The sequence below is a fragment of the Micromonospora gifhornensis genome (assembly GCF_016863515.1).
Taxonomy (GTDB): Bacteria; Actinomycetota; Actinomycetes; order Mycobacteriales; family Micromonosporaceae; genus Micromonospora; species Micromonospora gifhornensis.
In genome coordinates this window covers 133,262-158,980 of the sequence record NZ_BOPA01000019.1, presented here as the reverse complement: position 1 = coordinate 158,980, position 25,719 = coordinate 133,262, and the positions used below count along the sequence as shown (strand labels likewise).

At 71.9% G+C, this 25,719-nt stretch carries 24 protein-coding genes; 9 read left to right on the top strand and 15 right to left on the bottom strand.

Features of this window, described 5'->3' with window-relative positions:
* Positions 1–69: 69 nt before the first annotated feature.
* Both Vgi01_RS14255 and Vgi01_RS14250 read right to left on the bottom strand, forming a co-directional pair.
* Positions 70–1,014 carry an RNA polymerase sigma-70 factor gene (locus tag Vgi01_RS14255; protein ID WP_102657625.1) on the bottom strand — a complete coding sequence of 315 codons (945 nt, stop codon included), beginning with the start codon at positions 1,012–1,014 and terminating at the stop codon, positions 70–72.
* Positions 1,015–1,051: 37 nt separating this feature from the next.
* Entirely contained in the window at positions 1,052–2,026 is a 975-nt protein-coding gene (locus Vgi01_RS14250; RefSeq protein WP_204291318.1) for an ArsR/SmtB family transcription factor, read from the bottom strand.
* Between the two features lie 423 nt (positions 2,027–2,449).
* Between Vgi01_RS14250 and Vgi01_RS14245 the strand changes: the two genes are divergently transcribed.
* Positions 2,450–4,300 carry a thiamine pyrophosphate-requiring protein gene (locus tag Vgi01_RS14245; protein ID WP_239088961.1) on the top strand — a complete coding sequence of 617 codons (1,851 nt, stop codon included), beginning with the start codon at positions 2,450–2,452 and terminating at the stop codon, positions 4,298–4,300.
* A 161-nt stretch (positions 4,301–4,461) separates the two neighbouring features.
* Here the strand turns inward: Vgi01_RS14245 and Vgi01_RS14240 are convergent, their stop codons facing one another.
* The 4 genes from Vgi01_RS14240 to Vgi01_RS14225 form a co-directional block, all read right to left on the bottom strand.
* Positions 4,462–6,654, bottom strand: a complete 2,193-nt coding sequence (locus tag Vgi01_RS14240) for a transglycosylase domain-containing protein (RefSeq protein WP_239088972.1) — start codon at positions 6,652–6,654, stop codon at positions 4,462–4,464.
* A gap of 270 nt (positions 6,655–6,924) precedes the next feature.
* Complete coding sequence (locus Vgi01_RS14235; RefSeq protein WP_102657623.1) at positions 6,925–7,734, bottom strand: hypothetical protein; 810 nt, start codon at positions 7,732–7,734, stop codon at positions 6,925–6,927.
* 175 nt (positions 7,735–7,909) lie between these two features.
* On the bottom strand, positions 7,910–9,019 hold the full coding sequence (locus Vgi01_RS14230) for an SPFH domain-containing protein (RefSeq protein ID WP_013734868.1): 1,110 nt from the start codon (positions 9,017–9,019) through the stop codon (positions 7,910–7,912).
* Positions 9,020–9,023: 4 nt separating this feature from the next.
* Positions 9,024–9,494, bottom strand: coding sequence for an NfeD family protein (locus tag Vgi01_RS14225; RefSeq protein WP_102657622.1), 471 nt, complete (start codon positions 9,492–9,494; stop codon positions 9,024–9,026).
* Positions 9,495–9,577: 83 nt separating this feature from the next.
* Between Vgi01_RS14225 and Vgi01_RS14220 the strand changes: the two genes are divergently transcribed.
* Positions 9,578–10,897, top strand: a complete 1,320-nt coding sequence (locus Vgi01_RS14220; RefSeq protein ID WP_204291316.1) for a serine hydrolase domain-containing protein — start codon at positions 9,578–9,580, stop codon at positions 10,895–10,897.
* Positions 10,898–11,022: 125 nt separating this feature from the next.
* Here Vgi01_RS14220 and Vgi01_RS14215 read toward each other — a convergent pair whose 3' ends face one another.
* The gene (locus Vgi01_RS14215; protein WP_204291315.1) at positions 11,023–12,303 is read right to left on the bottom strand and encodes an AI-2E family transporter; all 1,281 of its coding nucleotides are present in this window, start codon (positions 12,301–12,303) and stop codon (positions 11,023–11,025) included.
* Between the two features lie 147 nt (positions 12,304–12,450).
* Positions 12,451–13,263 carry a DUF3097 domain-containing protein gene (locus Vgi01_RS14210; protein WP_204291314.1) on the bottom strand — a complete coding sequence of 271 codons (813 nt, stop codon included), beginning with the start codon at positions 13,261–13,263 and terminating at the stop codon, positions 12,451–12,453.
* Positions 13,264–13,590: 327 nt separating this feature from the next.
* On the opposite strand from Vgi01_RS14210, the gene Vgi01_RS14205 reads away from it, so the two are divergent.
* The 3 genes from Vgi01_RS14205 (at position 13,591) to Vgi01_RS14195 (ending at position 15,648) form a co-directional block, all read left to right on the top strand.
* Positions 13,591–14,385 carry an Rv1486c family protein gene (locus tag Vgi01_RS14205; RefSeq protein WP_102657619.1) on the top strand — a complete coding sequence of 265 codons (795 nt, stop codon included), beginning with the start codon at positions 13,591–13,593 and terminating at the stop codon, positions 14,383–14,385.
* A 61-nt stretch (positions 14,386–14,446) separates the two neighbouring features.
* Complete coding sequence (locus tag Vgi01_RS14200) at positions 14,447–14,761, top strand: Rossmann-fold NAD(P)-binding domain-containing protein (protein ID WP_239088960.1); 315 nt, start codon at positions 14,447–14,449, stop codon at positions 14,759–14,761.
* A 110-nt stretch (positions 14,762–14,871) separates the two neighbouring features.
* Positions 14,872–15,648: an alpha/beta fold hydrolase gene (locus Vgi01_RS14195; RefSeq protein ID WP_204291313.1), complete on the top strand. Its 777-nt coding sequence runs from the start codon at positions 14,872–14,874 to the stop codon at positions 15,646–15,648.
* 63 nt (positions 15,649–15,711) lie between these two features.
* Here Vgi01_RS14195 and Vgi01_RS14190 read toward each other — a convergent pair whose 3' ends face one another.
* The 4 genes from Vgi01_RS14190 to fabG all read right to left on the bottom strand — a co-directional run bounded on the left by Vgi01_RS14190 (position 15,712) and on the right by fabG (position 19,193).
* Positions 15,712–16,491, bottom strand: coding sequence for an HAD-IIA family hydrolase (locus Vgi01_RS14190; protein WP_102657660.1), 780 nt, complete (start codon positions 16,489–16,491; stop codon positions 15,712–15,714).
* A gap of 43 nt (positions 16,492–16,534) precedes the next feature.
* Positions 16,535–17,566, bottom strand: a complete 1,032-nt coding sequence (locus Vgi01_RS14185; RefSeq protein WP_204291312.1) for a ferrochelatase — start codon at positions 17,564–17,566, stop codon at positions 16,535–16,537.
* A gap of 112 nt (positions 17,567–17,678) precedes the next feature.
* Complete coding sequence (gene fabI / locus Vgi01_RS14180; protein WP_204291311.1) at positions 17,679–18,446, bottom strand: enoyl-ACP reductase FabI; 768 nt, start codon at positions 18,444–18,446, stop codon at positions 17,679–17,681.
* A gap of 42 nt (positions 18,447–18,488) precedes the next feature.
* Positions 18,489–19,193, bottom strand: a complete 705-nt coding sequence (gene fabG / locus Vgi01_RS14175) for a 3-oxoacyl-ACP reductase FabG (protein WP_102657616.1) — start codon at positions 19,191–19,193, stop codon at positions 18,489–18,491.
* 533 nt (positions 19,194–19,726) lie between these two features.
* Here fabG and Vgi01_RS31150 point away from each other — a divergent pair.
* Positions 19,727–19,852, top strand: a complete 126-nt coding sequence (locus tag Vgi01_RS31150) for a hypothetical protein (protein ID WP_275409918.1) — start codon at positions 19,727–19,729, stop codon at positions 19,850–19,852.
* A gap of 82 nt (positions 19,853–19,934) precedes the next feature.
* Here Vgi01_RS31150 and Vgi01_RS14170 read toward each other — a convergent pair whose 3' ends face one another.
* The 3 genes from Vgi01_RS14170 to Vgi01_RS14160 are packed head-to-tail and all read right to left on the bottom strand — an operon-like array spanning position 19,935 to position 22,992.
* Complete coding sequence (locus Vgi01_RS14170; RefSeq protein WP_102657615.1) at positions 19,935–20,885, bottom strand: VWA domain-containing protein; 951 nt, start codon at positions 20,883–20,885, stop codon at positions 19,935–19,937.
* Complete coding sequence (locus Vgi01_RS14165; RefSeq protein WP_204291310.1) at positions 20,882–21,904, bottom strand: DUF58 domain-containing protein; 1,023 nt, start codon at positions 21,902–21,904, stop codon at positions 20,882–20,884. The genes Vgi01_RS14170 and Vgi01_RS14165 overlap by 4 nt, the downstream gene beginning before the upstream one ends.
* A complete protein-coding gene (locus Vgi01_RS14160) occupies positions 21,883–22,992 on the bottom strand; it encodes an AAA family ATPase (RefSeq protein WP_204291309.1) in 1,110 nt (369 codons plus the stop codon). Before Vgi01_RS14160 ends, Vgi01_RS14165 begins: the two co-directional genes overlap by 22 nt.
* 244 nt (positions 22,993–23,236) lie before the next feature.
* On the opposite strand from Vgi01_RS14160, the gene Vgi01_RS14155 reads away from it, so the two are divergent.
* From Vgi01_RS14155 to Vgi01_RS14145, 3 genes are all read left to right on the top strand, one after another.
* Positions 23,237–23,488 carry a hypothetical protein gene (locus Vgi01_RS14155; protein ID WP_204291308.1) on the top strand — a complete coding sequence of 84 codons (252 nt, stop codon included), beginning with the start codon at positions 23,237–23,239 and terminating at the stop codon, positions 23,486–23,488.
* 52 nt (positions 23,489–23,540) lie between these two features.
* Positions 23,541–24,080: a PH domain-containing protein gene (locus Vgi01_RS14150; RefSeq protein ID WP_199180165.1), complete on the top strand. Its 540-nt coding sequence runs from the start codon at positions 23,541–23,543 to the stop codon at positions 24,078–24,080.
* Between the two features lie 233 nt (positions 24,081–24,313).
* Entirely contained in the window at positions 24,314–25,696 is a 1,383-nt protein-coding gene (locus tag Vgi01_RS14145; protein WP_102657611.1) for a PH domain-containing protein, read from the top strand.
* The last annotated feature ends 23 nt before the right edge of the window (positions 25,697–25,719 follow it).

The window sequence follows — 25,719 nt, the reverse complement described above, 5'->3', positions numbered from 1 at the left end:
GGTCGGCGGCGTACGCTTCCTGAACCGGGCAGCGCCGCGATTGCTGACAGGATTCGGCTGTGGCCTGGGTCACCAGCCGTCGACGACGGGCTCGGAGCGCGCGGAGGCAGACCAGAGCCGGGTGACCCGGTCGAGCTTGTCGGGATTGGCCTGGGCGTGGATGTCCGACACGCCCTCGGCGGTCATCTCCAGCGTCAGCACCCCGACGACCCGGTCCCCGACGACGACGAGCACCGCGGGCACACCGTTGACGATCTCGGCGTACAGTGCCGCCGCCCCGCCGAGCACCTGCCGGCGCAGATCCGTGGCCCGGAAGACGCCGCGCAGGAACCTGGCCACGGCCAGCGCACCGACGATCGGCGTGCCCCGGGCGGGGATCTTGCCTCCACCGTCACCGGTGCTCATCACGTCATCGGTCAACAACTCGACAAGCCGTGCGGTCTCGCCGCTGCGGGCCGCGGCGAGGAACTCCGCCACGATGGTCCGGGCGGCGGCCTCGTCGACCTCGACCCGGGCCCGGCCGGCGGCGACGTGCTGCCGGGCCCGCCGATAGAGCTGCTGACAGTTCGACTCGGTGAGGTCGAGGATCTCGGCGATCTCCGCGTGCGGGTAGCCGAACGCCGTACGCAGGACGTACACGGCACGCTCGTTGGGCGAGAGCCGTTCCATCAGGGTCAGCACCGCCAGCGACACCGATTCGCGCTGCTCGACGGTGTCGACCGGGCCGAGCATCCGGTCCCCGGCCAGCAGTGGCTCCGGCAACCACATGCCCACGTAGCTCTCCCGCCGGGCCCGGGCCGAGGTGAGCTGGTTGAGGCACAGGTTGGTGAGCACCTTCGTCAGCCACGCCGCGGGCTGCTCGACCCCCGCCCGGTCGGCGGCCTGCCAGCGCAGGAACGTCTCCTGGACCATGTCCTCGGCATCGCCGGCCGAACCGAGCAGGCGATAGGCCACCGCCTCCAGTCGAGCCCTCGACTGCTCGAACAGGTCGAGGTCGTGCGCGCTGAGCGACATGGTTCGAGTGTCACCCACCCGGTCGAGGCACCGCCCGTCACCCCCTCGTCGGGCTGGCGTCGCCGGCGAGCAGGTGGATGCCGAGCGGGGTGAGCCGGTGCACCTTGGCGCCGCCGACACGCTCGCTGTCGACCAGGCCGGCGCCCCGCAGCGCGGCGGTGTGCTCGGAGGCCGACGACACGCTGATTCCGGCGAGCCGGCTCACCGTCGTGGTGGTGTGCCGGCCGGGTTCGCCGAGCTGCCGCAACACCGCCGCACGGGTCGCGCCGAGGAGCTGGGCGAGCGGATCGTGCCTGGTCGGAGGCGATTCGGGCGGAGGATCGACCGGGTACACCAGCAGCACCGGCTGGCCCGGTCGGACCAGCACGCGGGGACGCAGACCGGCCAGCGGGCCGGGGATGAGCAGGACGCCCTCGCCGGTGCCGGTCAGCTCCGCGCTCCACCAACTGTCGATCTCCAGGATCGGCGGGCGCCACCGGATCGACGGGTGCAGCTCGTTGAGCAGACCGTCCACTCCGGACCGGGCGTACGTGCGGGAGCGGTGCTCGACGTGGCCCCGGTGTGCGGCCGTCAGTTGTGACCAGGACGGGGCGAGCACCGCGTCGAAGTAGCGGTCCACCGCCCTGGTCAGCAGTTCCAGGATCTGCGGGTCGGCCGCCACGAAACGCCGCCGCCAGAGGCTGGGCGGCAGTTTGGCGTACGTCTCGGTGAGCTCGGCCGTGATCCGGCGGCGCGGAGTGGCCATGATCGACTCGATGCCGGCGGCCACCGATTCGATCCCGTGCAGCGGGGTCAGGAAGTCGGGCAGCAGGCCCCGCGCCGGCAGCAGGTGCCGCAGCGCGGCGGTACTCGCCGAGGCCGCCTGCGCGCGGGCCGCCAGGACCGGCATCCGCGCGGCCACCACGGGATCCCGCAGCGCCTGGCTGGCCAGGATCGCGGTGCCGACCGGGTGGGGACGGCTACCGAACCTGATCCGGGTCAGGTCCGCCGCACCGAGCCGCAAGGTGATCACTACTCAAGGGTGCCAGCTTTTCGGCGTACGCCGAAAGGGTTGTTGCGGCGACGGCCCAGCGGCGACCGTGGGGTGGACCAACGGCCGGGAGGGGGCGGCGTGCGTCGGATGCTCGGGTGGTGCGTGTCGGCTTTCCTGCCGGCGGGGGCCGCGGCGTGTGGTGGTGGCGGAGCAGCGCCGCCCACGACGTCGGGGGCGGCTCCCGCCGTGTCGCCTGGTCCGGGGCAACATGCGTTGACCCTGGACCATGGCGGGCTGAGTCGCAGCTACCGGCTGCACGCACCACCCGGATACGCCCCGGCGCGGCCGGTGCCGCTGGTGCCGACGACTGACGGCACGGCCGGGAATCGCCACAGCCCGAGGGTTTTGTCCGGATAGTAACGGGAATGCGCGTTCGCCCGTACTACCCGAGAGGCGACCCAGGTGAGCGCAGCGAACGTCGACAGTCTGGTGCCGGCCGACCCGTGGCCCCTGCCCCGCAACCCCACCGTGGCGGACCACATCGTGCAGCGACTCGCCTGCTGGGGCGTACGCCGGTACTTCGGCTACCCCGGTGACGGCATCAACGGCATGACCTCCGCCCTGCAACGCACCCACCAGCAGACGCAGTTCATCCAGGTACGGCACGAGGAGACCGCCGGCTTCGCCGCCTCCGCCCACGTCAAGTACGGCGGCGGGCCGCTCGGCGCCGTACTCGTCACAAGCGGGCCGGGGGCCATCCACGCGCTCAACGGCCTCTACGACGCCAAACTGGACCACCAGCCGGTGGTGGCGCTGGTCGGGCACACCGCACTCACCGCCGAGGGCGGCGGCTACTACCAGGAGGTGGACCTGCTCGCCCTCTACAAGGACGTCGCGGCGGCGTTCCTGGCCCAACTGGACCACCCCTCCCAGGTACGGCACCTGGTCGACCGGGCCTGCCGGACCGCGTTGGCCCGGCGTACCGTCACCGCGCTGGTCCTCCCCCTCGACGTGCAGGACGAGGACGCCGTGCCCGATCCGCCGCACGCGCACGGCTTCTACCACACCAGCAGCGTGCCCAGCAGCGGACCGACCGTGCCGCCGGAGGCCGACGTCCGGCACGCCGCCGAGGTGCTGCGCGGTGGCGAACGGGTGGCCATGCTTGTCGGCCAGGGCGCGATCGGCGCCGAGAACGAGGTGCGCGAGATCGCCCACCGGCTCGGCGCGGGGGTGGCCACCGCCCTGCTCGGGTTCACCGTCGTGGACCACCGGGAACCCTGGGTGACCGGTGCCATCGGACTGCTCGGCACCCGCCCCAGTTGGCAGCTGATGAGGGAGTGCGACCGGCTGCTGATCGTCGGCAGCAACATGCCGTACTCGGAGTTCTATCCACCACCCGGCCAGGCCCGGGCCGTGCAGATCGACCACGACGGCACCCAACTGGGCCTGCGGTACCCGACCGAGGTGAACCTCACCGGCGACGCCGCGCCCACCCTGCGGGCCCTGCTGAGCGAGTTGGGGCCCGGCCCCGGACCGACCCGCTGGCGGCAGACAATCGCCGGGGCCACCGCCGCCTGGCGGCAGGCACAGCGTCAACTCGCCGAACAGGACGCCGACCCGGTCAACCCGCAACGCCTCTTCGCCAGCCTCAGCGAACGACTGCCCGACAACGTGATGCTCGCCGTGGACTGCGGCACCACCACCGCCTGGTACGCCCGCCACGTCAAGGTCCGCCCCGGGATGCTGGCCAGCCTCTCCGGCACCCTGCTGTCCATGGGCGGCGGCATGCCGTACGCCCTGGCCGCCAAGCTCGCCCACCCGGACCGGCCGCTGATAGCCCTGATCGGTGACGGGGCGATGCAGATGAACGGGGTCAACGAGCTGATCACGGTGGCGAAGTACTGGCGCGATTGGGCCGACCCCCGCTTCGTGGTGCTGGTGCTCAACAACCGGGATCTGGCGTTCGTCAGCTGGGAACAGCGCTCCACCGAGGGCACCCCGATGTTCCCGGACAGCCAGCAGCTACCCGACATCGCGTACCACCGCTGGGCCGAGGTGCTCGGGCTCCGCGGCGACCTGGTCGACCACCCGGATCAGGTGAACGACGCCTGGGACCGAGCCCTCCAGGCGGACCGCCCCACCGTCATCAACGCCCTGGTCGACCCGGCCGAGCTGATGATGCCCCCGCACTTCACCGCCGACCAGGTCCGCAAGACCGCCGCCGCCATGCTGCGCGGCGACACCGACTGGGCCGGCATCGTCCGCCGCGGCCTCCCCACCATGGTCACCACCTACCGCCCCCGCCGAGCATGAAAGGAAGGGCACCTTATTAACGCCTCGTGTATAGGAAGGGCCCCTTCTTAACAGAGCACGCCCGTCGCCCCACCAGAGCATGCTCGTCGCCCCACCAGCGCACGCCCGTCGCCCCACCAGAGCATGCTCGTCGCCCCACAGAGCGCCCGGTGCTGCGGCCGTCAGCCCCGGTTCTGCAGCCAGCGGGGCAGGTCGGACTGACCTCGCTCGGTGGTCGGGCGTCGCTCGTCGAGCGGGCTGCGCTCGACCGGACGGCGGGGGTCGCCGACCAGAGCGCGGCTGGGGGCAGTGAAGGACTCGGCCGGTTCGCCGTCGACCGCCGTGGCGATGACCCGGGCGACGGCCTCGATCACCCGCGCCTGCACGGCGGAGCCGACCAGGTCGGTGGGGTCGTCCGGGTTGGCGGCGATGCCGGCGACCGCGACCTGCGGGGTGAAGCCGACGAAGGTCTCCGTGGCGGCCTGCTCGGAGCTGCCGGTCTTGCCGGCCACCGGGCGGCCGTCGAGGATGCGGTTCACCGCAGTGGCCGTACCGCCGTTGCACTGCCCGAACGCCGACTGCTGACCCACCGGGCAGCGTGCCGCGTCGGTGGCGGCCCGCGCCACGTCCGGGTCGAGCACCTGGCGGCAGGAGGGGTCACCGACCGGCAGCCGCTGCCCGTCCGGCGCGGTCACCGACACCACGGGCAACGGCGCGCAGTACGTGCCCTCGGCCGCCACGGTGGCGTACGCGTTGGCCAGGTCCAGCGGGGTGGTGGCGGACACGCCGAGGGTGAAGGCCCCCCAGTTGGCCGCGTTTTCCTCGGCAAAGCGCGCGTCGGCCTCGGCGCGGAAGGTGATGCCCAGCCGCTGGGCCATCTCGACCACCTTGTCCTGGCCGACCTGCTCGGCCAGCCAGACGAAGTACGTGTTGACCGAGCGGCCGAAGCCGTCCCACATCATCCGGTAGCCGTTCATCCACTGCGGGTTGGCGTTCGCCGGGCACCACTGGCCGTTGCAGCTGCTGTCGTCGGTGCCGGCGGCGTACCGGGTGGGCAGCCGGCTGGGCGCGTCGAAACCGGTCGACAGGGTACGGCCGGACTCCAGCGCGGCGAGCATGGTGAACAGCTTGAACGTCGAGCCGGCCTGGTATCCGGCGACGCTGCCCCCACCGGAGATCAGCGGGTTGACAGTGTTCGGGTAGTTGAGCTGCCCGTCCGGGTTGTCGTCGAGGCTGTAGTGCCGGTTGACCGCCATGGCGAGGACCCGACCGGTGCCCGGTTCGACCGCGGCGATCGGCACCGCACGCTTGTTGTCGTACCCGTAGATGCTTGTGGCCTGCTGCTGCGCGGTCTTCTGGACCTGCGGGTCGAGGGTGGTGACCACGCTGTAGCCGCCCCGGCGCAGCGCCTGCTCCCGCTCGGCGACGGTGTCGCCGAACGCGGGCTGCTCCATCCACCAGCGGCGCAGGTAGTCGCAGAAGAAACCCCACCCGTCGCGGGAGCTGACCGTGGCCGCGCAGCCGTTGGCCTGGTCGCTGGGGTCCAGCTTCACCTTCTCGGCCTTCGCGCTTCTCGCCTGCTCGGCGGTGATCGCCCCGGTCGCGACCATGGAATCCAGGACGTACGCCCGCCGGGTCAGCGCCGCGTCGGCGTCACCGTCGATCGGGCTGTACGCCTCCGGCGCCTGCACCAGGCCGGCGAGCAACGCCGCCTCGGCGAGGGTCAGGTCGGCCGGCGCCTTGGAGAAGTAGCGCTGGCTGGCGGCAGCGATGCCGTACGCCCCGGAACCGAAGTACGCGATGTTGAGGTAGCGGTTGAGGATCTCGTCCTTGCCGAGGCGCTGTTCCAGGGCGTTGGCGTACCGGATCTCCTGGATCTTGCGCCCGACGGTCTGCTCGGTGGCCGCGGCCCGTTCCTCGGCGGTGCGGTTCGGGTCGGTCTTGAGCACGTTGCGCACGTACTGCATGGTCAGCGTCGAACCACCCTGCTCGGTGCCGGAGGTGACGTTGCGGACCAGGGCCCGGAACATGCCGCGCAGGTCGACGCCACCGTGGTCGTAGAAGCGGCGGTCCTCGGCGGCCACGATCGCCTGGCGCATCACCGGCGCGATCTCGGCAAGCGTCACGTCGGTGCGGTTGACGTCGTAGAACGTGGTGATCAACGTCTTGCCGTCGTTGGCGTAGAGGTAGGAACGTTGCGGGGTGGCCGGGGTCCGCAGCGCGTCCGGCAGCGCGGCGTAGTTACCGAGTGCGGCCCGGGCGGCGAAGCCGAACACCAGGTTGACCGGCAGTACGGCGACCGCCAGCACGAGTCCGGCGAGCACGCCGGTCAGCAGCACGGTGAACAGCCGCGACAGCGGCGTAGGGGTGGCCATGGTCACCAGGATTGCCGCGAATGCCACCTTCCGACCACCCGGACGCGCTGGTTGTCAGCCAATTCACCGCTACTTGCCAGCAGCTTGTGCGCTGGTCAGCCTGGTTGCGGCCGGCAATACGGACACCACCGCACGACCCGGCACGCCGGGAACGCCGACCGACGCAGGGAACCCCGAGCGACGCAGGGAACGCCGAGCGACGCAGGGAACGCCAAGGACGGCGCGGCCGGAAGGGTGGTCCGGCCGCGCCCCACGGGCAAGCGGGGTGGATCAGGCCGCGCCGAGTGGGCCGGCGCCGCCGGGACCGAGCGGGCCGGGTGGTCCGGCCGTGGCCACGCTGGCGCTGGCCGCGTCGTTGAGGATCTCCCGGGGCATCAGCCGGCCGGAACGGTACGCGATGCCGATGCCGGCGATCAGTACGAAGATCGCGCCGAAGGTCTGCAGGGAGCCGATCAACGCACCGCCGAGGCCCAGCAGCGGACTGGCGATCATCAGCATGGTGCCGTCGCCGATGCTGAACATGCCCGAACGGGCCACCGCCCAGCCGGTGAGCAGCCAGCCCAGGCTGTAGCAGGTCGCGCCGACCAGCACCAGGGTCCGTGCGGTGGTGCCGAAGACGGGTGTCTGTTCGGCCAGCCCGGCGAACGGCAGCATCAACACCGTGCCGGCGATGCTGACCAGCAGCCCGGCCACGGCGGGATGGCGGCTGCGGGTGGCGGCGAGCAGGCCGGTCAGACCGAGCAGGGCCAGCAGGCCGAGCCAGACCGCAGCCACCCAGCCGATCAGGTAGAGCGCCCGACCGTCGGCCGGGTACGGGTCGTTGCCGACGCCACCGTCGCTGGCCATCGCGACCAGGCCGTAGAGGATCGCGTACGCCGGCAGCAGCCAGACCGCGGCGCGGGCCAGCCGGCGCAGTGACCACGCCCAACTGGCGTTGGTGGCGGGTCCGGGTGGAGCGGGTTCGTCGATGAAGGGCAGTACGCCGAAGCCGCCGCCGGTCCGCCGGGTGCCCAACGGGCCCTGAGGGTCGTGCTTGCCCGGCACCTCCGGCGCGGACCACAAACGGCGCAGCGGTTCCATGCCTCACCTCGCTCATCCACGGGCATCCCCTGGGGCGTAGGAAAAGCGCCCCGGTGCCTGACCAGACCGGCCCTAGGACCGATGGTGGCAAACACCGAAGCGCCTCATGAGGCTTTCTCGCATTACTGCCCGGCGGGCGCGCCCGTGAGGGTGGGCGCGCCCGCCGGCGGACGGATCAGCCGCGCTCGCGCTGGTCGGCCGGGTCGTTGAGCAGGCTCGTCGGCGAGACCGGCTCCGGCGCGGGCAGCCCCTGCGGGGCCTTGCCGCCGGTGGCCTGCGCCTCGGCCACCCGTACCTCGTTGTGGATCTCCTGGGCGGCAGCGGCGGCGGCCTGCGCCGCCTCGGCGGCCTCGCGCTCGACCGCGCTGGCGTCGTCGGAGGCCTTCGGGCTCGGCGCGTCGCCGACCATCTGGCTCAGCCCGCCGAGTGCGCCGCCCATGCCCTCCAGGGCCTTGGTCAGCTCGGCCGGCACGATCCACACCTTGTTGGCGGTGCCGTTGGCGATCTGCGGCAGGGCCTGGAGGTACTGGTAGGCGAGCACCTTCTGGCTCGGGTTGGCGGTGTGGATCGCGTCGAACACGGTCCGGATCGCCTTGGCCTGACCCTCGGCTTGGAGGATCCGGGCCTGGCGGTCACCGTCGGCGCGCAGCACCGCGGCCTGCTTCTCACCCTCGGCGGTGAGGATCTGCGACTGCTTGTGCCCCTCGGCGTTGAGGATCGCGGCACGGCGGTCCCGCTCGGCGCGCATCTGCTTCTCCATCGAGTCGCGGATGCTCGGCGGCGGCTCGATCGCCTTGATCTCTACCCGGGTCACCTTGATGCCCCACCGGCCGGTGGTCTCGTCCAGTACGCCGGACAGGTGCCGGTTGATCTCCTCGCGGCTGGTGAGCGCGCGCTCCAGGTCCAGCGAACCGATCACGTTACGCAGCGTGGTGACGGTGAGCTGCTCGATGGCCTGGAGGAAGTTGGAGATCTCGTAGGTGGCCCGGACCGAGTCGACCACCTTGAAGTAGAGGACGGTGTCGATCGACACGACCAGGTTGTCCGAGGTGATCACCGGCTGGGGCGGGAAGCTGACCACCTGCTCCCGCATGTCGACCTTGGTACGCACCGAGTCGATGAACGGCACGAGCAGGTTCAGACCCGGGTTCAGCGTGCGCTTGTAGCGACCCAGCCGCTCGACCACGTCCTGGCGCTGCTGCGGAACGATCCGCAGCGCCTTCGCCAGGGTGATCACCGAAATCAGCGCGATACCTATCAACAGGACGGGGAATACGAATTCCATCCGTTCACCTCTCCGCTTCGGGTAGCTCAGCGGGCGTCGCAACATCCCGCCAGACCAGGGCTACCGCTCCCTTGACCTGAATAACCTGCACCCGTTCGCCGGGGGCCAAAACCTGGGTGGCGTCGTAGGCTCGGGCGCTCCACACCTCGCCGTCGATCTTCACCATGCCCTTGTCGGAGTCGACCTGCTCCAACACCAGGGCGGTGGAGCCCTCGATCGCCTCGATGCCGAACGCGGTGTCGCCGCTCTCCATCGCCGACTGTTTGTGCCGCTGGATGACCGGCCGCGCGGCGAGCACGGTCAGCGCCGACACGGCGGCGAAGACCACCGCCTGCACCGCCACCGGAGCACCGAGCGCGGCGGCGCCGGCAGCGGCAAACGCACCGACCGCGAACATGATCAGAAACAGGGTCGCCGTGAAGATCTCAGCGACCGCCAGCACCACGCCCAGCACGATCCAGAACACGGCATCCATAACACGATCGTGACATGACAATGCACGTGTCATCGAATTGACATGATCGTAAGCTCCCGGTCACCACTATCCGAGGGAGAAAGATGTCTCTGCGTCCCGAAACCACCCGACAGGTCGACGCTCTGGTGGCCGACGCCCAGGTGGCCGGTCACGTTCCGTCGTTGATTCTCGGTGTGGTGCGCGACGGCACGCTGGCCCACGTGGCCACCGCCGGCAGCCATCCAGCACCCGACGCCGATCTCCAGTTCCGGATCGGTTCGATCACCAAGACGATGACCGCGGTGCTGATCATGCAGGAACGCGACGCCGGTCGGCTGGCCTTGGACGACCCGCTGCGGCGGCATCTGCCGGAGGCCGACGCGGCCGGGCCGGTCACCCTGCGGCAGATGCTCGGGCACATCAGCGGTCTCCAACGGGAGCCGGACGGGCCGTGGTGGGAACGCAGCGACGGCGTCGACCTGCCCACTCTGCTGGCCGGGTTCTCCGCCGCGAAGATCGCCCACCCGCCGCACCGCACGTTCCACTACTCCAACCTGGCGTACGCGTTGCTGGGCGGGGCGCTCGAACGGATCACGAAGACGCCGTGGGCACAGCTGTTGTCCGAGCGGATCCTCGACCCGCTGGGCATGGACCGCACCACGTACGCGCCCACCGCACCGTTCGCCCCCGGCTACGTGGTGCACCCGTGGCACGACACGCTGCGGGAGGAACCGCGTGCGGACACCGGGGCCATGGCGCCGGCCGGGCAGCTCTGGTCCACCGTCGCGGACCTGGCCCGCTGGGCGGCCTTCCTCGCCGAGCCCGATCCGGCCGTGCTCGCCCCGGAGACCGTCGACGAGATGTGCGTCCCGATGGCGATGATCGACCCTGATTCCTGGCGGGCCGGACCCGGACTGGGCCTGGCGCTGCACCGCGAGGGCGAGCGGGTGTATACCGGACACGGCGGCTCGATGCCCGGCTACCTCGCCGTGCTGGAGGTGCACCGGCCCAGTCGTACCGGGGTCGTCGGCTTCACCAACGCGTACTCCTTCCGCAGCGGCGGTCTCGGCACGCTCGGCCGGCAGCTGCTCACCCAGGTCCTGGACGCCGAACCGACGCCGGCCCGGCCGTGGCGCCCGGTCGACGCACCGCCCCCGGCCGACGTGGCCGCCCTCACCGGCCGCTGGTGGTGGATGGGCCTCCCGCTCGACGTCACCTGGGACGCCTCGACCGGCGACCTGCTCGGGACCATGCCGGGCGACCCGGTCAGTCGCTTCGTCCCGCAAGGCCCGGACCGGTGGCGGGCCGTCAGCGGCGAGGAGAACGGCGAGGTGCTGGCCGTGCTCCGCGACGACAACGGCACCCCGGTGGCGCTGGACATCGCCACCTTCGTCTTCACCCGCTCCCCCGACGACGCGCCGTAACCGGTCCCGACCCGACGACGTGACCGGTCCCGACCCGACGACGCGCCACGACCGGTTCCGACCCGGCGACCGGGGCCGGCACGGCACGGCACGCAGGTCGGGGCCGGCCGGTTGGGTCGGATGGCTCAGGGGGCGGTGGAGCGGACCACGACGGCGTCGGGGATCGGCGGGGCCGGTTCCGGTGGGCGGCGGGCCAGGCGGCGCACGGCCGTGTTGAGCACGGCGATCAACGGTACGGCCACCAGCGCGCCGACGATGCCGTCGAGCACCACACCGGCGGTCACCGCCAACACCACCGGCAGCGGGTGCAGGGCCACCGCCTTGCCCATGATCCAGGGTTGCAGGACGTTGCCCTCCAGCTGCTGCACCACGATCACCGCGCCGAGAATGGCCAGCGCGGTGACCCAGCCGCTGTCGACCAGGGCGACCAGCACTGCCACCGCGCCGGACAGGGTGGCACCGACGATCGGGATGAACGCGCCGAGAAACACCAACGCGGCCAGCGGGAAGGCGAACGGCACGTCGAACAGTACGAGCGCGATGCCGATGCCCAGCGCGTCGATGAAGGCCACCAGCACCGTGGCCCGGACGTACGCCACCAGGGTCAGCCAGGAGGCCCGACCGGCGTCGTCGGTCCGCCAGCGGGCGGCGACCGGGAGCATCCCGACCAGGAACCGCCAGATCCGGTCACCGTCGCGCAGGAAGAAGAACATGGCGAAGAGCACCAGCAGGGTGCCGGTGAACACCTCGACCACCGTGCCGGCGGTGTTGATCGCTCCGCTGGTCAGCGACTGACTGTTCTCGTTGATCCACCTCTGCCCGGCCTCGACGTACCCGTTGAGCTGACCGTCGGAGAGCCCGAGCGGGCCGTCGCGCAGCCAGTCCTGGATCTGCCCGATGCCGGCCGCGGCCCGCACGCTCAGATCCGGCAGACCGACGATGAACTGGTTGACCACAAGCGTCAGCGTGCCGACCACCGCGCCGAGCCCGCTGATCAGCACCACGGCGGTGGCCAGGGACCGGGGAACGCGCAGGCGCAGCAGCCAACCCACGGCCGGTGCCAACAACGCGGTGAGCAGCAGGGCGACCAGCAGCGGAACGATGACGATGCGAATGGCACCCATGAAGCGCAGCAGCGCCCAGCCGACGACCCCGATCACAATCAGGCGCCACGACCAGGCGGCGGCGATCCGGAGCGCCTTCGGCACGTCGGAGTCGTCGCGGCTGGTCGTCGAGCCGCCACCGTCGACGGGCGGTTCCGGTCGCCAGGGCAGCGGGTCGGGCCGGGCTTCCTCCGCCCGGATCGCGGCCCGTTCGCGCTGTCGCTCGCGGGCGGCGCGGACCGACTCACGTCCCGCCTGGAACGCCTGACGCACCCGCCGTCGCGGCTGCTCGAACCGACTCAACCGGCACCCCCGGGGAATGGTAGGGATCAGGCGGTACACCGTAGCGCTCTGCTGCCAGAACCGGGACACGCGTGCCCCGGGCGGCGTGCCGCAGTACGTCGACGACGACGGGCGGTCGACGGAGAAGCAGACCGCGAGCGGCCGGGATCAGACCGGCTCGGTCACGAAGTCGATCAATCGTTCCATGGCGTTGATCAGGGGGGTTTCCACCTCGGCGTAGGTGTTCACCCGGGACAGGATGTGCCGCCACATGTCGGCGGGCTCGGCGACGCCCAGCGCCGCGCAGACGCCTTCCTTCCACGGCCGCCCCGGCGGCACCACCGGCCACGCCCGGATGCCCAGGGCCGCCGGCTTCACCGCCTGCCACACGTCGACGTACGGGTGCCCGGTGACGAGCACGTGCGGCGAGGTCACCCGGGCCACGATCCGGCTCTCCTTCGAACCGGGCACCAGATGGTCGACCAGAACACCTAGCCGCCGGTGCGGGGCCGGCCCGAAGTCGCGTACCGCGGCGTCCAGGTCGTCGATACCCTCCAGCGGCTCCACCACCACGCCCTCGATGCGCAGGTCGTCGCCCCAGATCCGCTCGACCAGGGCGGCGTCGTGCACACCCTCCACCCAGATCCGGCTGGCCCGGGCGACGCGGGCACGGACCCCGTCCACCGCGATCGAACCGGAGGCGGTACGCCGACGCGCGGCCGGCACCGGTGCCCGGACGGGCCGGCGCAGGGTGACCGGCCGGCCGTCGAGCAGGAACGCGGCCGGACGCAGCGGGAAGTTGCGCCGCTTACCGTGCCGGTCCTCCAGCACGACCGCACCGGACTCGAAACCCACCACCGCGCCACAGAAGCCCGAATCGGCGTCCTCGACCACCAGGTCGGTCTCGGCGTCGACCTCCGGAATCACCGTTCGACGCCGCCAGTTCCCCGCCAACACGTCCTCGCCATACCGCCGCCCCATCCCACGCACGCTAGTCCCCTCACCCCCACCCCACACCTCGACCCGCCGCCCACCCCACCCCTCCCTCCCCTCCCCTCCCCGCCCCGCCCCGCCCCGAGGACCCACCCCCACCCCGAGGACCCACCCCAGGACGCACCCCGGTCCCCGCCGCGACCCGCCCGGGACCGTCGATCTTGCAGAAGTTGTCGCCGCGAAAGGCGCATAGCAGACGTAACGGCGACCAAAACTGCAAGATCGACGGCGTGGGAGGGCGGAGAGGGGGCAGGTGGGTGGGGGTGGGGCGCGGCAGCCGAGACAGGGGCGGGCGTGAGCACGTACTCTTTCGGCATGTCCACCCCCGCTGCGGGTGCGGCCATCCTCGCGCCGCGCCGGTCGAGCCGGTTCGTTGCCTGGGTGCGCGCATGGCGCGCCGGGCTGGTGCCCTTTGACGAGGTCGCCGACGAGGTCGCCGGCGACGAGGAGCACCACGTCGCCGACGCGCCCGGCACCTGGACGGACGTGCCGTTGCGGGAGGCCCTGCCCACCCTGGCCAAGCTCTCGCCGGACGAGATCCGGCTGGTGCTGCCGGCACCGGGCGACCCTCGTGGCCTGCCCGGCCCGGGTGACTTCGCCGGGGCCGCGCTGCTCGCCGGTGAGGCGGTCGTCGCCGGCGCGATGGGCCTGATCCCCGAGGTACGGGTGCACACCTCCGGCTCCGGGGACACCTTCGAGACGGTGCTCTGGCGGGTCTACCCGCTGCCGGCGAACGCCCCGGCCGCCTCGCTCACCCTGCCCGGCGCCGCCGAGGCGGAGGCGGAGCTGGCCGCCGCGCTGGCCGACACGACGGCGGCGCTGACCCGACTCGACGTCGCCCAGTGGCGTCCCGAGCTGGCCGGTGCTCTGGAGGCGTTGCGCCGCCCGGACGGCACCACCGACCTGCCGCCCGGATTCGACCCACGGGCCCGCCGGCTGTTCGCCCGGGCCGCCGTACTCGACCGGGTGCTCGCCCTGGCCGGGCACGCCGCACCCGGCGGCGCGGTCAACAACCACGAGGCCCAGCAGCGCGATGCCGCCCTGCGCCCGCTGACCACCGCCTGCCGCCAGGCGCTCGTCGCCGCCTGCAACGCCCCGCTACGCCCGTAGCGCGGGTGTCAGCGGTTCAGGAAGGGTCGATGGCCTGCGACGCGTCGGGCACAAGGTGAACGTGATCGAGCCGGGTTACACCCGCACCAACTTCCTGCGTACGTCGTCGCTGAGCCTGCCTGAGGCGACCGTGGCCGGCTACCAGGCGATCCGTGAGATGACCGAGGCGCACCTGGCCATGCCGGGCACCCAGCTCGGCGACCCGGTCAAGGCGGCCACCGCCATCATCACGGTCGCCGACACGGGCCAGGCACCCCTGCACCAACTGCTCGGCCCCGACTCGTACGGCATGGCCAGAAACCGCGTCGAGGCCCTGACCAGCGACATCGAGGCCGGCCGTGAGCTCGCCTTCAGCACCGACATCACGCAGAGCTGACCGCTGCGCGGTGGCCTGCCGGGTCCCATCCCGTGGGTCCGGTCGGCTGCTGCGCTCATCCCCTGCGCGACGGGCAACGGGTGGACAGCACGGCCGGTACGGTTCGGCGCATGTCGTATGTCACCTCCCGGGACGGGACGCGGATCGCCTACCAGCGCGACGGCGTCGGCCCGCCGCTGATTCTCATCGACGCGGCCGGGCACTACCGCGCCAACAGCCCGCTGGAAGAGCTGGCCGAGCTGCTGGCGTCCGACTTCACGATCTACCGGTACGACCGGCGCGGGCGGGGAGGCAGCGGCGACACGCCGCCGTACGCCCCGCAACGCGAGGTCGAGGATCTCGCCGCGCTGATCGCCGAGGCCGGCTCACCCACCTCGCTGTACGGGTACTCCTCCGGCTGTCTGCTCGCCCTGCACGCGGCCGACGCCGGTCTCGACGTTCGACGGTTGGCCCTGCTGGAGCCGCCGCTCAGCCTCGACGACGACTCCGCCGAGCAACGTGCGTTCACCGCGAAGCTGCGCGAGTTGACCGGCGAGGAGGCGGTGACGTTCTTCCTGACCAGCATCGGCGTACCGGATGATCTGCTGGCCGGGATGCGCGGCACCCCGCATTGGACGGCCATGGTCTCGGTCGCGCACACCCTGGCGTACGACAGCCTGCTCAGCGAAGCCACCGACGCGACGCTGCTGCGCCGGGTGACCACGCCGACGCTGGTCCTGCACAGCGCCGGCAGCACGGCCGACCTGAGCGCGATGGCCGCCACCACTGCCGCCCTGCTGCCCGCCGCCGAACAACGCAGCCTGCCCGGCGAGTGGCACGGCGTACCGGCGGCCACCGTGGCCCCGGTCGTCGCCGACTTCCTCCGCCGCGACCCGGCGCAGCACTGACGCCGGGCGCGACCTGACGCCCGTCGCGAACATGACGCCCGTCGCTACCTGATGCCCGTCGCGTCAGATCTCGTCGATCAGGTCGGCCACCGAGTTGACGATGCGCGACGGCCGGTACGGGTAGCGTTCCGCCTCCGTGCGGGTGCTGATGCCGGTCAGCACCAGGATGGTCTCCAACCCGGCCTCCAGCCCGCAGAGGATGTCGGTGTCCATCCGGTCGCCGATCATCGCGGTGCTCTCCGAGTGCGCGTCGATGGTGTTCAACGCCGAGCGCATCATCATCGGGTTGGGCTTGCCGACGAAGTACGGCTCCACCCCGGTCGCCTTCGAGATCATCGCCGCCACCGAGCCGGCGGCCGGCAGGGCCCCCTCGACCGACGGGCCGGTGGCGTCGGGGTTGGTGCAGATGAACCGCGCCCCGTCGTTGATCAGCCGAATCGCCTTGGTGATCGCCTCGAAGCTGTAGGTGCGGGTCTCCCCCAGCACCACGTAGTCGGGCGCGAAGTCGCTGAGCACGTAGCCGACCGCGTGCAGCGCCGTGGTCAGCCCGGCCTCCCCGATCACGTACGCGGTGCCGCCCGGCCGCTGATCGGCCAGGAACTGGGCCGTGGCCAGCGCGGAGGACCAGATCGCCTGCTCCGGCACGTCCAGACCCATCCGGGCGAGGCGGGCCCGGAGGTCACGCGGGGTGTAGATGGAGTTGTTGGTCAGCACCAGGAACGGCTTGCCGGAGGCCCGCATCCGCTTGATGAACTCCGGGGCGCCCGGCACCGGCTGGCCCTCGTGCACCAGCACACCGTCCATGTCGGTGAGCCAACTCTCGACGGGTTTACGGTCTTGCATGCTCGTCTCCGCAGGGGTGTCGGGGGGTGGTCGCCAGGGCCGGTCAGGACGGACGGCGGGGCGGGACGCAACAGACCGAGGGGCAGGTGTCCCACATCGGCAGCTCGCCGAGACGGCGACGCCTGTCGGCCCCGGCCGGGTCGATGCGTTCCTGCACCAACTCCCGCACCATTGTCACGAAGCGGGGGTCGGTGCCCGGGGTTTCCGCGCGGACGTACTCCAGGCCGAGCCGGGTGGCCGTGTCCCGCGCCTCGGTGTCGAGGTCCCAGATCACCTCGAGGTGGTCGGAGACGAAACCGATCGGGCTGACCACCACGGCGGTGACGCCCTTCGCGGCGAGGGCGGTCAGGTGATCGTTGATGTCCGGCTCCAGCCACGGCACGTGCGGCGGACCGGAGCGGCTCTGCCACACCAGGTCGTAGGGCAGGTCGGGGGCGGCGGCCGTGTGCACCAGCCGGGCCGTCTCGGTGAGCTGCGCGGTGTACCGGCCGCCGTGCGGGCCGGCACTGTCCGCCATCGACACGGGTACGGAGTGTGCGGTGAAGACCAGTCGGGTGTGGTCCCGGCGGGCCGGGTCGAGCCGGCTCAGCGCTGCCCGTACCGCGTCGATGTGCGGCTCGACGAAGCCGGGATGGTCCCAGAACTGGCGGATCTTCTCGATCACCGGCGCGTCCGGACCGACCGCGGCTCGGGCGGCGGTGATGTCCTCCTGGTACTGCCGGCACGAGGAGTACCCGCCGAAGGCGCTGGTGACGAAGGCCAACGCCCGCCGTACGCCGTCGTCGCGCATCTGCGCGAAGGTGTCGGCGAGCATCGGGTGCCAGTTCCGGTTGCCCCAGTACACCGGCAGGTCGAGACCGTGGGCGGCGAAGTCGGCGCGGACCGCGGCGAGCAGGTCCCGGCACTGCTGGTTGATCGGGGAGACACCGCCGAAGTGCTGGTAGTGCTCGGCGACCTCGGCCAGGCGTTGCGGCGGGATGCCCCGCCCCCGGGTCACGTTCTGCAGGAAGGGCAGCACGTCGTCGGGCCCTTCCGGGCCGCCGAAGGACACCAGCACCACCGCGTCGTACGCCATGGTCCCATTCTTGCCCCTGCCAGGCGGCGATCGGGCAACGCCCCCGGGTCCCGGCCGTTAAGAGGGGCCCCCTGCTCTACCGCAGGCGTTAACAGGGGGCCCTTCCTTGCACCTACGCGCCGATGGCGTGATAGCCGCCGTCGACGTGGACGATCTCGCCGGTGGTGGCGGGGAACCAGTCCGACAGCAGCGCCAGGCAGGCCCGGGCGGCCGGCTCCTGGTCGGCGAGGTTCCAGCCCAGCGGGGCCCGCTCGGACCAGGCGTCCTCGAACTGCTCGAAGCCGGGGATCGACTTGGCGGCCATCGTCCGCAGCGGCCCGGCGGCGACCAGGTTGCTGCGGATGCCCTGCTTGCCCAGGTGCAGGGCGAGGTAGCGGGAGGTGGACTCCAGGCCGGCCTTGGCCACACCCATCCAGTCGTACACCGGCCAGGCCTGGGTGGCGTCGAAGGTCAACCCGACCACCGCACCGCCCGGCGACATCAGCGGCAGCGCCGCGGTGGCCAGCGACTTGTAGGAGTACGTGGAGACGTGCAGTGCGGTGGCCACGTCCTCCCAGGAGGCGTCGAGGAACCCGCCGCCGAGGCAGCTCTGCGGGGCGAACCCGATCGAGTGCACCACCCCGTCGAGGCCGTCGACGTGCTCACGAACCTTGTCGGCGAGCCCGGCGAGGTGTTCGGAGTTGGTCACGTCCAGCTCGATCACGGGTGCCGTCTCGGGCAGCCGCCTGGCGATCCGCTCCACAAGCGAAAGCCGGCCGTACCCGGTCAGCAGGACCTGGGCGCCGTTCTCCTGGGCGAGCTTGGCCACCGAGAAGGCGATGGAGGCGTCGGTGATGACGCCGCTGACGAGCAGCCGCTTACCGGCCAGCAGTCCGGACATTATGCTCATTCCTCCGTACTCACGTTCAGTGGCCGGCTCGGCTCAGTGACCCATGCCCATGCCGCCGTCGACCGGGATGACCGCGCCGGAGATGTAACCGGCGCTGTCGCCGGCCAGCCAGGTGACGGCCGCGGCGACCTCCTCCGGGCTGGCCATCCGGCCCGCCGGGATGGAACTGAGGATCTCCGCCTTGCGCTCGGCGGAGAGGTCGGCGGTCATGTCGGTCTCGATGAAGCCGGGCGCGACGACGTTGGCGGTGATGTTGCGGGTGCCCAGCTCGCGGGTGATCGAGCGGGCAACTCCGACCAGGCCGGCCTTGCTGGCCGCGTAGTTGACCTGGCCGGGGCCGCCGGAGAGGCCGACCACCGAGGAGATGAAGATCATGCGGCCCCACCTGGCCCGCAGCATCTTCGACGACGCCCGCTTGGCGCAGCGGTACGCCCCGGTCAGGTTGGTGTCCAGCACCCGGGTGAACTGCTCCTCGGACATCCGCAGCAGCAGCGTGTCGTCGGTGATGCCGGCGTTGGCGACAAGCACCTCCACCGGGCCGAACTCCGCCTCCACGGCAGCGAAGGCCGCGTCGACCGACTCGCTGTCGGTGACGTCGCACCGCACGCCGAAGATCCCGTCGGGCGCTCCGCTGCCCCGGTGCGTGATCGCCACCCGGTCACCCTGCTTGGCAAAGGCCTGCGCGATGGCCAGCCCGATGCCGCGGTTGCCGCCGGTGACCAAGACAGTTCGAGACACGTACGTCCCCTCCAAAGATCGCTGCGGGTTGGAGACTAGGCGCTACCGCACAGTAATCGCTAACCCGACCCACGTCACCGCACGTACGGTGATCACTTCCACCTCGGACGACGGACGGCGTCGACGGCAGTTCATCCCGCCGTCGACCGGTCGCGGCCAGCCTTTCCGGTCTCCGCCACCGGCCGGAGGCGGGCAGTCGTATCCCGGGGTCCGGCGGTGGGTCGGCCGGATGCGCCCGCTTCGATCGCGGGTGTACGCTGACTCCCGCTTGCGGGTCGCACGGCGGCCCGTACCGCCCGGACCGACCCGACTTCAGGAGGTGATCGCTGTGCCAGATAGCGATCCTCCCAGTCGTGGCCGGGCCGACCGCCAGTCACGCTGAGTATCCCTCCGCCTGAGCTGGCCCGCTCCCCGCGCACCCCGCCACCGCCGTCCGGCCCACAAGCCGGTCGAGCCTGCGGGTGCCACCCGGAAGCCCCCCGGTCACGACTTCGTGTGTGTGCGTCCCCGATTCACTCCTCGCCGGTCCACCCGTGTCCCGGGCCGACGAACCGCTCACCCCGGAGCCTGTCATGAGCCGCTACGTCGCCCCGCTGGGTTTCACCCTCGCCGCCGTCTGGGTTGCCGTCCTGTTCGTCCTCGCCAGCGGCAACCACTGACCACCCACGCCCCTCAACAGCCCCGAGTCCCGCACCATCGCACCAACCCGCGCGCTGACGCCGCCGGGGCGGGGGTGCGGGGTCAGAGCATGCGGGAGGACCAGAGGAGGCTGGTGGCGCCGGCGCAGAGGGCGAGCAGCAGTGCGATGCCCGCGTACCACTGGGTGATCTCGCGGGCTTCGGTGCGGAAGCCGATCGAGCTGCCCATGTCCTGGTACACCTGCTTCAACTCACTCACCGAAGCGGCCTCGTAGAAGTAGCCCTCGGTCGTCTCGGCCAGCGCGGCCAGCGCCATCCGGTCCACCGGTACCCGTTGCAGTTGTCCGCCGATGGCAACGTGGCCGGCGTCGGTGCCGAACGCGATGGTGGAGACCGGCACGTTCGCCGCCTGCGCCGCGGCAGCGGCCTCCTCCACCGATCGGCCGGCCGTGCGGAAGCCGTCGGAGAGCAGCACGATCCGGGCCGGCGGGATGCCGGCCGCACCGTCGGCCGGGACCGACCGGATCGCCTCCAGGCAGGTGAAGACCGCTTCCCCGGTCGCCGTCGCCTCGGCCAGCACCAGGCCGTCGATCGCGTTGGTCACCGCCGGGCGGTCCTTGGTCGGCGGCACCAGCACGTTCGCCGACTTGGCGAAGGAGACCAGGCCCACGTTGTACGTCTCGGGCAGTTCCCGGACGAACTGTTTGGCCGCCTCCTGGGCCCCTTCCAGCCGGGTCGGCGACACGTCGTCGGCCTGCATCGACAGTGACACGTCGATGGCCAGCATGATGGTGGCGCGTTCGAGCGGTTCCCGGGTGTCCATCGCCGGGCGGGCCAGGGCGCCGGCCAGCACCAGCAGGGCGAGCAGGAACGCGGTCGCCGGCACGTGCCGCCGCCAGCCCAACCCCTTCGGGGCCACGGTACGCAGCAGGTCCACGTTGGTGAACCGCATCGCGTAGTCCCGGCGACGCAGCTGACGCCAGACGTAGAGCGCGGCCAGGGCGAGCACCGGCAGTACGGCCAGCAGCCACCACGGTTGGAGCAGTCGGATCATCGTGTCGTCCCCCGGGTACGCGCGTGCCGTTGCGCGGCGACGAAGCGCACCATGTCCAGCAGCCAGTCTCGGTCCGTACGCAGTCGTAGGTGTGCGGCACCGGCGGCCCGCATCGCGGCGGAGATCTCCGCCCGTTGGGCGGCTGCCGCAGCCGCGTACCGGTGCCGCAGGCTCGGGTCGGCGGTCTGTACCTCGTGCAGTTCCCCGGTCTCCGGGTCGACGACCGGAAGGACCCCTACATCGGGCAGCTCCAGTTCGCGCGGGTCGACCACCTCGATCGCCAGCACGTCGTGGCGTACCCGCAGTTTGCGCAGCGGGCGGGCCCACTGGGTGGGCGGGGCGAGGAAGTCGGAGATGACCACCGCGACGCCACGCCGTCGGGGCGGGCGGTTGAGCATGTCCACCAGGGCGCCGAGGTCGCTGCGGCCGGGCCGGCTCTCGGTGGCGGCGATGGCGCGCAGCATGCCCTGCGCCTCCTTGCGCCCGGAGCGGGCCGGCATCCGGACCAGTCGCCCCGGCCCGACCGGCACGGGTGGCGACCGGCGACCCCGGCGCGGCGCGGGCACCTCGTCGCCGCTGCCGACCACCGCGCCGATGCGGTTGCCGCCGCGTACGGTCAGGTGGGTGATGGCCGCCGCCGCGGCGATCACCACGTCCCGTTTGAGCCACCGGCCGGTGCCGAAGTCCAGGCTCGCCGACAGGTCCACCGCCAGCCAGGTCTCCAGTTCCCGGTCGGCCACCGTACGCCGCACGTGCGGCGTGGTGGTGCGGGCGGTGACCGGCCAGTCCATCCGGCGTACGTCGTCGCCGGGGCGGTACTCCCGCGACTCCCCCGCCTCGCTGCCCGGGCCGGGCAGCAGGCCGGCGTAGTCGCCCTGCAACAGGCCGTCGAGCTTGCGGGTGACAAGCAGTTGCAGTCGGGACAGCACCGCGCCGGAGCGGTTGTCCGTCGCGTCGGGTGCGCGTTGCCGGTGGCCGGCGGGAGGGGTGGTGGAGGTCACGGCCGCTGCCCGGGCCACCCCGAGGTCGGTGCCACCGCGGCCGGTGGTGTCGGGGTCGCCTGCTGCCGGGGCGCCACGGACGGCATCGGGATGGTCGACATCACCCGGTGCACCACGTGGTCGGCCGGCACGTCGTCGGCGAGCGCGTCGTAGCTGAGCACCAACCGGTGCCGCAGGATGTCCGGCGCGATGTCCTGCACGTCCTGCGGCAGGGCGTAGTCGCGGCCGCGCAGCAGGGCCAGCGCCCGGGTCGCCCGGACCAGCCCGAGCGAGGCCCGTGGGCTGGCACCGTACTGGATCAGTTGCGCCACGTCGGGCATGCCGTGCTCCGCGGGCGTACGCGTGGCCAGCACCAGCCGTACCGCGTAGTCGACGAGCGCGTTGTGTACGAACACCTGGTCGGCCTTGTTCTGCAGGGCGATCAGGTCGTCGGTGTCGAACACGGCGGTGGGCTCGGGTGGCGCCACGCCCATCCGGTAGACGATCTCCCGCTCCTCGGCGTCGGTCGGATAACCCACGACGATCTTCATGAGGAAGCGGTCCCGCTGCGCCTCCGGCAGCGGGTAGACCCCCTCCTGCTCGATCGGGTTCTGCGTCGCCATCACCAGGAACGGGTTCGGCACCCGGTGACTCTCCCCGCCGATGGAGACCTGCCGCTCGCTCATCACCTCCAGCAGCGCCGACTGCACCTTGGCCGGTGCCCGGTTGATCTCGTCGGCGAGCAGGAAGTTGACGAAGACCGGCCCCAACTCGACGTCGAACTTCTCGCTGGACTGTCGGTAGATCCGGGTACCCATGATGTCGGCCGGCACCAGGTCCGGGGTGAACTGCACCCGGGCGAACGAGCCACCGACGACCTTGGCCAGGGTTTCCACCGCCAGCGTCTTGGCCACCCCCGGCACGCCCTCCAGCAGACAGTGCCCCCGGGCGAGCAGGGCCACGAACATCCGCTCCACCATCCGGTCCTGCCCGACGATCACCCGTTTGATCTCGAACAGGGCCCGCTCCAGCAGGCCCGCGTCCTGCGCCGGGGTGGTCGGCGCGCCGGGCGTCTGCGGCAGGGTCCCGTTCGGCGTCGGGGCGTCGGGCGTGGTCGGCTGGGCCACCGGTCCTCCACAGCATGAATCGGTCGTCGCGGCGTGTGCGCTACCAAGCCTCGCATGCCCGGCTCGGTACGGACGGCGGGAGCGACCGATTTTCGCCACGCCATCCGTCGCCACGCCAATCGCCGATCACCAGTGGACAGATGACGCCCCGGCGTGTGTACCATTCATCCGTCGCCGGGCGGCTTCCCCCGTGGTCGCCCGGCGCTCAATTCTTCTCCTCGTCCGCCGCCCTAGACTGGCCGGGATGAGCGAGCCCGATCCCCCCACCACGGCCCTGGTCTGTTCGGCCCGTGGGTGTCACGCCCCGGCCGAGTGGTCACTTCGGTGGAACAATCCGCGCCTGCACCAGCCCGAGCGACGCAAGACCTGGCTCGCCTGCGACGCGCACCGTGGTCATCTCGGTGACTTCCTCACCGCGCGGGGCTTCCTGCGCGAGGTCGCCCCGCTGACCGAATCGCCTACGCTTCAAGAGTGGAACGAAAGGCCCGTCCCGTGAGCGCGAGGAGTGAGCTTGCGAGCCCCGCAGTCGCGAACGAAAGGCCCGTCCCGTGAGCGGTGAGCAGGTGGGTGGCCAGGTGCCGGCGTCGGCTGTCGGGCAGCCCGGCCCGCTTGAGCCGTGGCCGAACACCGTCCGGTGGCAGTCGATCTCGTCCGATCTGATCTGGGTGGAGTTGCTGCGGCTGTCCGGCGTGGTGGTCGTACTGTCGATCATGATCGGGGTCGCCTGGGGGTTCACCGGTGCCTGGCCCTTCGGCCTGGCACTCGGCGTGGTCCTGGTGTTCGCCGTCTGGCGGGCGGTGACAATCGTCCGGGCCGTGCGTGCCTGGGGCTACGCCGAACGGGAGAACGACCTGCTGGTGCGGCACGGGCTGCTGGTCCGCCGGCTCTCCATCGTGCCGTACTCGCGGATGCAGTTCGTCGATGTCAGCGCGGGTCCGCTGGAGCGGGCCTTCGACCTGGCCACCGTGCAGCTGCACACCGCCGCGGCGGCCAGCGACGCCCGGGTGCCGGGTCTTCGGCCCGCGGAGGCGTCCCGGTTGCGCGACCGGCTCACGGCGCTCGGCGAGGACCGGGCGGAAGGGCTGTGAGCGACCACACCGGCTGGGACTCGGAGCGCGCCACGCCATCACCCGGCACCACCCCGCCATCCGAATCGCCGACGGGTCTCCCCCCGGCCGGGCCACCGGTCGGACCACCACCGGCAGGAGCGCCAGGGGGCTGGCCACCGCCGGGGTGGCAATCGCCCGGCTGGCAACCACCCGCCGGGCCGCCGGTCGGGCCGCCGCCGGCGGGGTATCCGCTCGGGTATCTACCAGGTGCGGTGCCGCCGCAGTATCCACCCGACGGGTGGTCGGGGCAGCCGGGCGCGGCACAACAGGCCCGGCAGCGGCTGCATCCGTTGAGCCCGGTGCTGCACAGCGCGAGGTCGCTGGTGGTGGTCATCGCCGGGCTGTCCTGGTCGACGTTGTCCCGGGTCGGCTTCGGCTGGTTCGCGGCGATGGTGACCGTGATCGTCCTGGGCGCTGCGGTGCTGGCCGTGGTGAGTTGGTACAACACCGGCTATCAGGTGGTGGGCCGCGAGCTGCGGATCCACGAGGGGCTGCTCTGGCGGCGGACACGTGCGATCCCACTGGAGCGCCTCCAGGCCGTCGAGGTCGTCCGACCGCTGCTCGCCCAGCTCACCGGGCTGGCCGAGCTGCGGCTGGAGGTGGTCGGCGGAGGTAAGACCGAGGCGCCGTTGGCCTTCCTCAGCGTCACCGAGGCGTCCGCGTTGCGGCAACGCCTGCTGTCGCTGGCGGGCCGACCGTCTGCCGGGGCACCGGCTGCCGGGGTGCCGGGGGGCGCGCCACCGTACGCACCGACGGCCACGCCGGCCAGTGCCGAGCCGTCGACCGGCCGGCCACTGCACTCCGTACGCAACCAGGATCTGCTGGTCAGCCAGTTGCTGACCCCGCAGGCGTTCCTGCTGCCGTTCGGTGTGGTCTTCGTGGCCGCGCAGTTCCTGTCCGAGGGCACCTGGTCGTTCATCGCGGTGGCGAGCACGTTGACCGCGATGGCGGGCATCGTGTTGCAACCGGTACGCCGGGTCCTCGACGACTGGCAGTTCCAACTGGCTCGCGACGACGACCGCCTGCGCATCCGCAACGGCCTGTTGGAGACCAGGGTGCAGACCGTACCGCTGCACCGGGTGCAGACCATCGGGGTGACCTGGCCGCTGCTCTGGCGGTTCAAGGGCTGGTTGCGGCTGCGCCTGGAGGTGGCCGGCTACACCGCCGGCGAGCCGGACCAGCGCAGCCGGCCGGATCGTCTGCTGCCGGTCGGTGACCTGCCCACCGCCGAGGCGATCGTGGCCGAGGTGCTGCCGGGGGTCGACCTGTCGGCGCTGCCGCTGACGCCGCCGCCGGTACGGGCCCGCTGGCTCAACCCGCTCAGCCGTCAGGTGCTCGGCGCAGGCCTCACCGGGCAGGTCTTCGCGGTGCGTTCCGGCCTGCTCACCCGCCAGGTGACAGTCGTGCCGTACGCCCGGTTGCAGAGCGTCCGGGTGGTGCAGGGGCCGTTGCAGCGCCGGCTGCGCCTGGCCACGGTGCACGCCGACACGGCGGGCGGAGCCGGGGCCGCGGCGGTGGACCGGGATCTCGCCGAGGCGTGGGCGCTGGCGGCGGAGTTGTCCGCACGCGGTCACGCCGCCCGCCAACAGGAGTGATCATGCAGCGCCGGCCGGCAGCG

Coding starts and splice junctions, on each gene's coding strand:
- Vgi01_RS14240 (WP_239088972.1), bottom strand. CDS start 6,654: ATGGCCACCCCTACGCCGCTGTCGCGGCTGTTCACCGTGCTGCTGACC.
- Vgi01_RS14230 (WP_013734868.1), bottom strand. CDS start 9,019: ATGGAATTCGTATTCCCCGTCCTGTTGATAGGTATCGCGCTGATTTCG.
- Vgi01_RS14190 (WP_102657660.1), bottom strand. CDS start 16,491: ATGCAAGACCGTAAACCCGTCGAGAGTTGGCTCACCGACATGGACGGT.
- Vgi01_RS14235 (WP_102657623.1), bottom strand. CDS start 7,734: ATGGAACCGCTGCGCCGTTTGTGGTCCGCGCCGGAGGTGCCGGGCAAG.
- Vgi01_RS14225 (WP_102657622.1), bottom strand. CDS start 9,494: ATGGATGCCGTGTTCTGGATCGTGCTGGGCGTGGTGCTGGCGGTCGCT.
- Vgi01_RS14170 (WP_102657615.1), bottom strand. CDS start 20,885: ATGATCCGACTGCTCCAACCGTGGTGGCTGCTGGCCGTACTGCCGGTG.
- Vgi01_RS14185 (WP_204291312.1), bottom strand. CDS start 17,566: ATGGCGTACGACGCGGTGGTGCTGGTGTCCTTCGGCGGCCCGGAAGGG.
- Vgi01_RS14205 (WP_102657619.1), top strand. CDS start 13,591: ATGTCCACCCCCGCTGCGGGTGCGGCCATCCTCGCGCCGCGCCGGTCG.
- Vgi01_RS14220 (WP_204291316.1), top strand. CDS start 9,578: ATGTCTCTGCGTCCCGAAACCACCCGACAGGTCGACGCTCTGGTGGCC.
- Vgi01_RS14210 (WP_204291314.1), bottom strand. CDS start 13,263: ATGGGGCGGCGGTATGGCGAGGACGTGTTGGCGGGGAACTGGCGGCGT.
- Vgi01_RS14255 (WP_102657625.1), bottom strand. CDS start 1,014: ATGTCGCTCAGCGCGCACGACCTCGACCTGTTCGAGCAGTCGAGGGCT.
- fabI (WP_204291311.1), bottom strand. CDS start 18,446: ATGTCCGGACTGCTGGCCGGTAAGCGGCTGCTCGTCAGCGGCGTCATC.
- Vgi01_RS14155 (WP_204291308.1), top strand. CDS start 23,237: ATGAGCGAGCCCGATCCCCCCACCACGGCCCTGGTCTGTTCGGCCCGT.
- Vgi01_RS14195 (WP_204291313.1), top strand. CDS start 14,872: ATGTCGTATGTCACCTCCCGGGACGGGACGCGGATCGCCTACCAGCGC.